At 31.7% G+C, this 3,951-nt stretch carries 3 protein-coding genes; 1 reads left to right on the forward strand and 2 read right to left on the reverse strand.

All coding sequences use genetic code 11. The features are described 5' to 3' along the window. Window positions 1-45 precede the first annotated feature (45 nt). On the reverse strand, window positions 46-1,068 hold the full coding sequence (locus FTT83_RS15560; RefSeq protein ID WP_257234917.1) for an IS30 family transposase: 1,023 nt from the start codon (window positions 1,066-1,068) through the stop codon (window positions 46-48). A gap of 272 nt (window positions 1,069-1,340) precedes the next feature. Between FTT83_RS15560 and FTT83_RS15565 the strand changes: the two genes are divergently transcribed. Continuing rightward, a complete protein-coding gene (locus tag FTT83_RS15565) occupies window positions 1,341-1,601 on the forward strand; it encodes a helix-turn-helix domain-containing protein (RefSeq protein WP_086194876.1) in 261 nt (86 codons plus the stop codon). 1,722 nt (window positions 1,602-3,323) lie between these two features. Here the strand turns inward: FTT83_RS15565 and FTT83_RS15570 are convergent. Beyond that, on the reverse strand, window positions 3,324-3,951 hold a 628-nt coding region (locus tag FTT83_RS15570; RefSeq protein WP_180082646.1), incomplete at its 5' end, for an IS3 family transposase.

The following is a 3,951-nucleotide window of genomic DNA, read 5'->3' on the forward strand; positions in this document are numbered from 1 at the left end:
AAATGGACAATGCCGGTGACAAACTGGGGGCAAACCATCACACAGTTATCGATTTACTTTGAAGGCAGGCTCGATGATATAATTAAACTCTAGCCAATTCGGCTGACACAGAATTTTGAACGCTCTCGTCTTATGATAATCAACAAGCTGAGCAAATTTCTCTAATGGTGTAAGCCAATCTAACGCTTTTCTAGGACGAGTATTCAGTGACATGGCAACTTGATTTAAATAATGCTGATCTGCCTGATTTAAATCAATCCCTTTAGGTAAATATTGCCTAATTAAACCATTCATATTTTCGCATGTGCCTTTTTGCCAGGGTGAATGTGGGTCACAGAAATATACATCTATGCCTAAATCTTCTTCAAGTATTTTATGTTCTGCCATCTCGCGTCCACGGTCATAGGTCAACGTTTTACGCAGTTCTGCAGGTAAATATTTCAGAGCTTCAGTTAAAGTCTTGCGCACTGATTCTGCCTTTGCATCAGGTAATGTTGCCAAGATACAGAGCCGTGTATTTCGTTCAATAAGTGTTGCTATCGAACTTTTATTGTCTTTACCTTTAATTAAATCAGCTTCCCAATGACCCGGTATTTTTCTTTCTTGAACTTCGGCTGGGCGCTCATGAATAGTTTTAATATCCTGTAATATAGAATCTTTTTTAGGTTCACCGTTAGCTTTTCGCTTTTTATTTTCATGACGCAGACAGGATAATAAGTCTTTTTTCAACTCACCCTTTGGTAATGCTCGTATCGTTGAATAAATCGTTGTATGGCTTACATTCATTGTTTGATCCAAATCAGGAAATGTCTTTAAACGCTTTGCTATTTGCTGAGGAGACCATAAACAACGGATCGCTTCAACAATAAATTTCCAGAGGATTGAATCGATTTTGAGTTTTCTGTGACCACGTCTACGTCTAGCGAAGGTGTTATCAGAAGCATATCGAGCTTGATAAACGTCATTGATGCTATTTCTTTTAAGCTCACGATAGATCGTACTAGGATGTCTTTTAATGAGTTCAGCAAATTTTCTGGCTGAAAAGCCTTCTTTTCTTGACTCAAGCATTAATGCAGTACGATCTTCAAAGTTAAGATGATGGTATGACAATTTTATATACTCCATAAACCCTTTAAATTAATTAGGTGGTTTATGTCGCACTTCAAGTTTTACTCTGCCCTCAAAACGCTTTACTCCAAAATCACTTTCAACCTTATCTAGTGAGAATTTTACTTTCCTATAGGTTTTTTCTGATAAAAAGTTAGTTATATGGCGAATATAAGTCATAAAATACCTGATGTTCGCTATATAGCTAATATTATGGTTGGGAGTGAAGTAATATGGCTTCTAGAAAAGAAATAGGGCAAGCAATATGCTCTGCAAGAAAAAAGCTAGGCTATACACAAAAAGTAGTTTCAGAAAAATCAGGAGTCCATAAAACAACAATTTCTGAAATGGAAAACGGTCGTTTCACCGGCTCTTTTGATTTGTTTGAAAAAGTACTTAATTGTGTAGAGTTACAATTTCAGGTTGTGCCAAAAATGCGTAAATTTCCGCACTGGGATGAAATTGAATCTTTATTTAAAGAAGATGATGAATAAGGCAACCTGTTTAGAAAGTTTCAAATCTATTGTCTTGAAGCTAATTCAAGTTTTCGTGAGCAGTACTGATAAATATTTGGTGGTGTTTCAAAATGTATGCTGCTCATTTTAACACCACCTTAACACTGTATATACAAAAAATTATCAATAAAAAGATCAGAAATAACAATTAATTGAGTTTTTATTAAATATTTCTACAGAAATTACCCTTTATTAGACATAAATCTCCGTTTTTTATACTATCTTTAATCATTATATTCACATTTTTTAATCAGTAATTTTACATAATATTTACATATTCTTGGTAAAAAACTTAACTTAAAATAGGTTTAATTTATATTTTTATAATATTGTATTATTAATAATTCTCTAATTTTGTTAATTAACACCCTCTTGAAATGAAGTTATTCTTTTTAAGAAAAATATTCTTATTCATAAATTGAAATTAAAATAAAAAAATGAAATAAGTAATCTGAAAAATATAAAATTTATATTTTTTTGTTCTTAATATAGATTATGTCTAAAATAAAATTTACATCCTGTAATTTGATAAATATAGTTTTGCATCGGATATTAAAAACTTAAATTAGTTAAAATATAAAAATAAAGAATATTGTGTCTAAGAATAATTTTGAAATTTTTATTCATTATCTGGAATATATGAATTTATTATATGTTTTTCATAAATCTATTATAATTCCGTAATTTATATACAGATTATAAAATGATCAATTTTTCAAAAATACAGGTTTTGATGTGGTAACAGACTTCAAAAATACAGGTTTTGATGTGGTAACAGAAATTAAAAAATACAGGTTTTGATGTGGTAACAGTAAAATTTTGATGTAGTAACATAATCCAAGTATATAAAATGATCAAAAGTACGGACAAGACCATAGAGGGGTATAGAGTGATCTTGTATACATGATAAATTAGGGGTGGTTTGATATTGTTATCTTATATTATTGTTTTTATAAAATGATAAAAATATATTAATTAGAAGTATAAAAATAAATAGATCATATATCCACTTGAGAAAACTAATATATTGTTATTTATTTATATAATATTAAAAAATATATATAATTAAATATATAAGTTATTATAGGGTTGAAATAGATTTTAATAAATTATAATTATTATATGGGGTAAACTTTTATTTAGATAGATAACGATGTAATAAGTATATACTTTTTTGTTTTAATAATTTAAATTTAAGTTAAATTGTTAGAAATAAAAAATTAAACCAAGATACAAGGTCTATTACAAATGTTTTGATAAGATAGTTACAAAAAAAAATTAAGTGGTTATAAGTGCTGTACAAAAAACAACCTTTTAAGTTAAGCATAATTTTTCTTACTCAATCAGAAATATGCTCAAGTCGCCAAAAATAGCAATAACAACATCAGAAAAGAAAGCCAAGTGCATGCGCAAATTGCCATGTCGATTTTGCAATATAACAACTGCCATTATCTGTCGGTCATTCAACGGGCTGAGGCAAATAACTGACCGCACCAAAGCGTTTTTCCATGCTCTGTACAAGTACATCACAGAGGTTTAGTCTTGAAATAGGTGAATACTTATTTCATCAGGCACTTTTTTATTTTCAAACAAGGTATGGTCGGTCTGTGCTGGTTAGTTATAAATCTCTGTGGATATATGAACCGTACCAATTTTATAGGTTGAACCGTACCGGGTTTGTCGGAGACTTTTTTATTTAAGTTAGGCCACCTGACCTAACGGGTTAATCTTATCATAGTACATTGCTTCAAAATCAAAAGGTGATACATAACCTAGTGCACTATGTACACGCTCTTTATTGAACCAATCTACCCAATTTAGTGTCGCAAGTTGTACATCCGCTAAACCTTGCCAATCTGCTTTTAGATATTCAATCACCTCTGTTTTGTATAAGCCATTCACCGTTTCAGCCAAAGCATTATCGTATGAATCACCAGTCGTACCGACTGATGCTCGTAAATTTGCTGCTTCTAAACGATTGGTATAGCGAATGGAAAGATATTGCACACCTCTGTCGGAATGATGAATCACATTCTTTGCCATGCCTCGATCATGCAATGCTTGCTCCAATGCATCCAGGACCATGTCTGTATTCATACGTGTTGATACTTTCCAGCCAACAATCGCACGTGAAAATACATCAATAACAAATGCGGTATAGACCCAGCCTGAATTTGTTTGAATATACGTAAAGTCACTCATCCACAGTTGGTCAGGATGATCAGCAGTAAAATTACGTTTCACTAAATCATCTGCTCGTTTTTGGTCATCTCGGCTACGGGTGGTTTGTTTGTTCTTACCCCGCCAAACACCTTGTATACCTAGCTTT

This window comes from Acinetobacter sp. YH01018, assembly GCF_013420295.1.
Classification (GTDB): Bacteria; Pseudomonadota; Gammaproteobacteria; order Pseudomonadales; family Moraxellaceae; genus Acinetobacter.